Source organism: Streptomyces himastatinicus ATCC 53653, from assembly GCF_000158915.1.
Taxonomy (GTDB): Bacteria; Actinomycetota; Actinomycetes; order Streptomycetales; family Streptomycetaceae; genus Streptomyces; species Streptomyces himastatinicus.
Map to the genome: position 1 here is coordinate 5,905,547 of NZ_GG657754.1, position 5,209 is coordinate 5,910,755.

Genomic DNA, 5,209 nt, shown 5'->3' on the forward strand with positions numbered 1-5,209 from the left:
GCGGCGGCACATGCCCGGCGGCCAGCTGGTAGAACGTCTCCGGATCGAGCGCGATGTGGGCCACCGCCTCCTCCGCGGTGCCCACGGCGGCCGGTGAGTCCAGCGGGATGTACCAGTTGCCGCCGCCGGTGCCCTCGACCTCCAGATGGAGCGTACGGCCCGGGGCGCCCGCCTCGACCAGACGGCGCGGCGGGGCGGCGAGCCCGGCGCGGCGCCGCTGGGCCAGCGCGTCGGGCAGCAGCCGGGCGCACAGGTCGATCATGGCCTTGAGGTGGGCGGAGCCGGGGAGTTCATACGGGTAGTCGACGGCCTCGGCGATGTCCCCGGCGTGCACCCAGCACTCGAAGGCGCGGTCCAGGAACGCGTCGCGGACCGGCAGGGTGAAGTCCCCGAAAGGGACGGAGAGATCCGAGGCCCCGCGCCCGGCGAACGACACCGTACGGACCAGCGCGTGGCCCTGCTCCCGCCACAACTCCCGCAGCAGGGTGGACGGCCCGGTCCCGCCCGCGGCGTCGGGCTCCGCCTGCCAGTACGCCTCCGTACGGGCCGAGAGCGGGCCGGGGGCGTGATCGCCGAGCGGATCGGGCAGCCCGAGGGACGCGGCGACGACTCCGTCCACCACCATCAGGTGCCCGATCACCCCGGCGACGGTGGTGTCCCGGCCGGTGAGCCGATGGCCGTCGTACCACTTGAGCCGCACCGGAGCGCGCCATTCGGCCTCGCCCATGTCCCGCAGCAGCGCGTCCAGCCGGGCGGCCTCCGCGTCGTACGCGGCGGCCCATCCGGGCACCGGTATCCGCGCGGGGCGGCGGCCGAGGCATCCGGCCAGCACGCGGGAGCGGAGCAGCGGGTCGAGGTCGAGGTTGTGCTCGGCGTGCAGCAGCCCCACGGCCTCGCGCAGCCGCAGGGCTTCCTCGGCGCAGGAGGTGCAGTGGTTGAGGTGCGCCTCGACGGCGGCCGTCTCGTCCGGGGAGCAGGCGGTGAGCGCCCAGGCGCCGAGGAGCGACCGCAGGACGTCATGCGAGGGCGGGCGCTGTGGGGCGGTTTGCCGCGGCAACGGAGGCGCCCCGACGGGACCTTCCGGTTCTACCGGACTTTCCGGGCTATTCGGCTCTTCGGGGCTTTCTGCTTCTTCCGGGCCTTCCTGTCCTTCCGGGTTTTCCGGGCCTTCCGGTTCCTCCGGGGATTCCGGTTCGGGCAGCGGCGGGAGGAGACCCGGCCAGCCGCTGGTGTCCTCGGCGGCGTTCCGCGGGGTCGGGATACGGGGCGGCCCGGCCGGTTCGGGCGGGGTGCCCGACGGGTTGCCGGGCCCGTCTCTCCCGTCGCCGGACCCGTCGCCCGAGCCCTCGCCGTACTCGGGGATGTCGCCGGGGTCGTACCGCTCCGGGCCGCCCGCGCCGCTCATAGCGCCCGCCCGTAGCCGGGAGGCGCCATGGTGCGCGGGGGCGGGACGTAAGCCGTGGACAGCAGTTGGAGCCCGAGCCGCAGGCGGCGCCTGGCCTCGTCCTCGGTCACGCCGAGGGCGGCGGCGGCCTGGCGGTAGTCGCGGCGGTCGAAGTAGGCCAGTTCCAGGGCGGCGCGCAGCGGGGCGGGCATGGAGGTGACGATGTAGTCGGCGCGGGCCGCGACGGAGGCGTCGCGGATGCGCTCCTCGACGGCGACCTCATCGCCGCCTTCGCCGCCCTCGCCGTCCTCGGCGGTCTGCGACCGGAGCCGGTGCACCGCCTGGCGGTGGGCGAGCGTGGCGATCCAGGAGCGCAGGGAGCCCTGTTTGGGGTCGTACGCGTCCGGGTTCTCCCAGACGTAGGCGAAGACCTCGCGGGTGATGCGGTCCGCCGCGTCCTCGTCCTCCAGGACGCGATGGGCGAGATGGTGGACGAGGGAGGCGAAGCGGTCGTACAGCTCGCCGAGCGCGGCGGCTTCGCCGCGCGCCAGCCGCTGTTGCATCCTGCGGTCCCAGCGGGGCGGTGCGTCGTTCGCCATGCGGCCCCCATCCCTGTTCGTCGGCCGGGTCTCCTGGCACTATGCCCACCTTCATATCGAATGTAGTGCCGGGGGCTGACACAACGCGCCTCCATGCGGCAAAGTGCGGCACGACGCGGCTGCGGATGGTATTGGGCCGGTCACGGTGCGCAGGAGCGGTGGGACGAAACGCTTCGGCGGGGCATAGTCTCGTTCCTATGGCGTGAGACGGGGGGAGTTTTATGCGGGGCCGGGCGGGCAGCCGCCCTGGAACAGCAAATTCCGGTTAGCTGCGAGCGAAGGGCTTCGAGCGCGTGACGTTGAAGGTGATGGAGGACGGACGGGGGGAGTGGGTCGTCCTACAGGTCTCCGGTGAGATGGACCTCGTGACCTCGCCCGCAGTCCGGCAGCACGTACACGACGCGGTCGCCGAGGGCCGCCACTCACTGGTGCTCGACCTCTCGGAGGTTCGCTTCTGCGATTCCAGCGGTGTCGGCGTCCTGATCGCCGCGCGGCGGTTGATGCGGTCGTGCTCGGGCAAGCTCAGGCTGATTCTCCCGCCCCAGGACGCGGCCCACGGCTCCCATGTGCACCGCGTCCTCGCGGCCCTGGGCGTGCGCCGCCTGTTCGATGTCTATCCCAACCTGATGGTGGCGACGGAACCGGACGACGGCGAACGGAACACCGCCGACTCCCTCTCGGCGTAGCCGCCTGTCTGCTCGGCCGCGTAGCCGCCTGCCGCCGAGCCGCCTGGCCATCCAGCCGTTCCAACCTGTCGGCGGTTCAACCCGAAGCCGGTTGCTGCTCGAAGTCGGCCGTTCCGGCCCCGAGCCGCGGACCTGCCGCCGCCTGGCCGCCCGGCGCGTAGCCGCCCAATTGCCTGGGCGCCCAGCCATCCAGCCGTTCCAGCCCGAAGCCGACCGTTCCGGCCCGACGTCGGCTACTCCTGCCCCCAAGCCGCCTGTTCCGGTTCCGGCCGGTTTCGGGGCGCGGGGTTCGTTCCCCACCCCGCCCCTTCCCGAACCGGGGCAAGCCCCGGACCCCGGACGCCCTTCGGGCGTGGCCTCAAACGCTGGCCGGGCTGGAGAGCTACGACCGCGGTGGCGGGACCTTCGGGAAGTCCGCCAGCACCACGAAGCCCCCCTCCTCCGTCCGCTCTGCCCGCAGCGTGCCGCCCAGCAGCACCGCCCGCTCCCGCAGCCCCACCAGCCCGTGGCCGCCGCCCGGCAGGCCCGGCGCCACCGCGGAGGCGTCCGGCGGGCCGTTCCGGACCTCCACCCGCAGCCCCCGCCCCTCGGCGGCCGCCTCCGTGACCCGTACCGTCACCCGCGCCCCCGGCGCGTGCTTGCGCACATTGGTCAACGCCTCCTGCACGATGCGGAACGCGGCCCGCTCCACCGCCTCCGGCCGACCGGCACGCCGTGCGTCGTCGGCCTCCTCGTACGCCACGTCCAGCGCGCTCAACTCGATCAGCCGCGGCAGATCCGCCAGCCGGGGCTGCGGGGTGAGCTGTTCCAGGTCGCCGCCCGCCGCGCGCAGGATGCCGACCATGTGGCGCAGTTCGTCCAGCGTCCGTACGGACAGCTCGCGGATCGTGCGCGCGCCCTCCCGCGCCTGTGCGTCGTCCGCGCTGATCTGCACCGCCCCGGCCTGGAGGCTGATCAGGCTGACCTGGTGGGCGACGACATCGTGCATCTCGCGGGCGAGCCGGGCGCGTTCGGTGCTCAGCACCTGCTCGGCTATCAGCTCGTCGGCGCGGCGGCGGCTGCGGGTCAGGTCGTCGAGGCGGGCGGCTAGTTCGCCCCGGGTGCGCACCAGCAGGCCCAGGGCGATGGGGCCGACGGAGGTGATGCACGCGTCGATGAGCGTGAGCGTGTTCTCGCGGTACGCGGTCGGCTCGAAGTCGGAAACCGGCCACGGGACGAAGTGCGCGGCGGCCAGCAGCAGCGCCGAGACGCCGAGCAGCCGTGGGCCGGGGCGGCGTTCGGCCACCGTATAGAGCGCGATCATCGGCGCGAACCAGATGTAGCCGATGAGGATGCCCGGCAGGGTGACCAGGAAGACCGGCGCCGGGAAGCGGCGGCGCAGCAGCAGGGCGGCCGCCGCGACCAGGGAGACGTTCAGCTCCAGGCCGAGGGTGACGCCGTTGACGAGCAGGGCGTCGGCCACGGCGAACACCACGGGACCCAGCAGCGGCCCCCACCGCTGCACCCACCCCGGCAGCCTCCGCCGCCAGGCCGCGGGCGAGGCGGGGGAGGCGGGCGAGGCGGGGGAGACCGCGGTCACCGGGGCCCGCCCGCCCCCGGGCGGCTGGTGATCAGCCCGGCCCGGTCGGCGACGATCGCGGCCTGCACCCGGTTCAGCCCGCCCAGTTTGCCGAGCACCGCCCGCACATGGTCCTTGACGGTGCTGGGCGCGAGCCCCATCCGCTCGGCGATCTGCGGGTTGGCCAGCCCCTCGCCCAGCAGCGCGAGCACCTCGCGTTCGCGCGGGGTGAGGGCGTCGACGGCACTGGCGGCGGTCGCCTCGGCCTCGGCGGCGAGATAGCCGCCGATGACGGCCCCGGTGACGCCCGGGTCGAGGACGCTGCCGCCCTGGGCGAGGGTGCGTACGGCGCGGACGAGTTGTTCCGGGTCGGTGTCCTTGAGGAGGAATCCGGCCGCCCCGGCACGCAGCGCGGCGGTCAGGTACTCCTGGGCGTCGAAGGTGGTCAGCATGGCGACGACGGGGGAGCGGGGCGCGGCCCGCAACTGCCCGAGTACGGTGAGCCCGTCGGCGTCGGGCATGCGGATGTCGAGGAGCACCACGTCGGCGTCGCTGCCGAGTACGGTCTCGACGGCCGTTCCGCCGGAACAGTCGGCGACCACTTCGATGTCCGGGGCTGTGCCCAGGATCAGCCGCAGGCCGGATCGTACGAGCGCCTCGTCGTCGACCACCGCAACACGGATCACCGGCCGCTCCCTCCCGTAGCTGTCATGCGCATTGTTCGCACAGCCTGCCGCATCGGCGCACCAATATGGAGTGGTCTCCTCCGCCCTGTTGGGGGGATCACCCCTCCGATCGGCGGGGGGCGAGGGAAGACCAGGGACGGATGTCCACCGCGTCCGCGGCCGGGCACAGTGGATCACATGCCGCACCACTCCGCGGGGTACACCCGACCCCTCGCCCCCTCAGCGCGTCTTACGGCCTCTCGGCGCGCCGTGACCGCGAGTGGCCGAAACCGGTCGCGGTACGGGGCTGCCAGCGG

5 protein-coding genes are annotated in these 5,209 nt (G+C 73.8%); 1 reads left to right on the top strand and 4 read right to left on the bottom strand.

Annotated elements, in window-relative coordinates; genetic code table 11:
* The coding region (locus SSOG_RS25115) for a zf-HC2 domain-containing protein (RefSeq protein ID WP_009717058.1) at positions 1–1,405 on the bottom strand (1,405 nt) is incomplete at its 3' end.
* Positions 1,402–1,983, bottom strand: a complete 582-nt coding sequence (locus tag SSOG_RS25125) for a sigma-70 family RNA polymerase sigma factor (RefSeq protein WP_009717059.1) — start codon at positions 1,981–1,983, stop codon at positions 1,402–1,404. The genes SSOG_RS25115 and SSOG_RS25125, both read right to left, overlap by 4 nt.
* Before the next feature lie 308 nt (positions 1,984–2,291).
* Between SSOG_RS25125 and SSOG_RS25130 the strand changes: the two genes are divergently transcribed.
* Positions 2,292–2,669: an STAS domain-containing protein gene (locus SSOG_RS25130; RefSeq protein WP_039938647.1), complete on the top strand. Its 378-nt coding sequence runs from the start codon at positions 2,292–2,294 to the stop codon at positions 2,667–2,669.
* Between the two features lie 382 nt (positions 2,670–3,051).
* Here SSOG_RS25130 and SSOG_RS25135 read toward each other — a convergent pair whose 3' ends face one another.
* Both SSOG_RS25135 and SSOG_RS25140 read right to left on the bottom strand, forming a co-directional pair.
* Positions 3,052–4,248, bottom strand: coding sequence for a sensor histidine kinase (locus SSOG_RS25135; RefSeq protein ID WP_009717061.1), 1,197 nt, complete (start codon positions 4,246–4,248; stop codon positions 3,052–3,054).
* Complete coding sequence (locus SSOG_RS25140; protein ID WP_009717062.1) at positions 4,245–4,913, bottom strand: response regulator; 669 nt, start codon at positions 4,911–4,913, stop codon at positions 4,245–4,247. The genes SSOG_RS25135 and SSOG_RS25140 overlap by 4 nt, the downstream gene beginning before the upstream one ends.
* Between the last annotated feature and the right edge of the window lie 296 nt (positions 4,914–5,209).

What these genes read in the sequence shown, in the direction of transcription:
- SSOG_RS25130 (WP_039938647.1), top strand. Translation starts at nt 2,292, where the DNA reads ATGGAGGACGGACGGGGGGAGTGGGTCGTCCTACAGGTCTCCGGTGAG.
- SSOG_RS25125 (WP_009717059.1), bottom strand. Translation starts at nt 1,983, where the DNA reads ATGGCGAACGACGCACCGCCCCGCTGGGACCGCAGGATGCAACAGCGG.